Source organism: uncultured Jannaschia sp., assembly GCF_947494055.1.
GTDB lineage: Bacteria > Pseudomonadota > Alphaproteobacteria > Rhodobacterales > Rhodobacteraceae > Jannaschia.
This window is the reverse complement of record NZ_CANLTR010000227.1, coordinates 1-278: the sequence shown is the minus strand read 5'-3', so window position 1 is coordinate 278 and position 278 is coordinate 1. Positions and strand designations below refer to the sequence as shown.

1 protein-coding gene is annotated in these 278 nt (G+C 68.3%); it reads left to right on the top strand.

The window, feature by feature from the left end; translation table 11 throughout:
- Positions 1–278, top strand: a 278-nt coding sequence (locus Q1A87_RS23955; RefSeq protein ID WP_299657421.1) for a cytochrome ubiquinol oxidase subunit I, incomplete at both ends; no start/stop codon positions are given.

Here is a 278-nt window from a genome sequence, read left to right as displayed (position 1 = left end):
GACTACGCCGTGGGCATTCCCAAACTTTCCTCGCTGATCCTCAAGCACGATCTGGACGCGCCGCTGGCCGGGCTCGATACGATCCCGGACGAGGATCAGCCGCCTGTCGCGATCGTCTTCTGGTCGTTCCGCATCATGGTGGCGATCGGCTTCGCGATGCTGGGCATCGGCCTCTGGTCGCTCTGGGCGCGGTGGCGCGGACGGCTCTTCGAGGCACCGTGGCTGCACCGTGCGGCGCTGGCGATGGCACCGTCCGGCCTGATCGCGGTCCTGGCGGG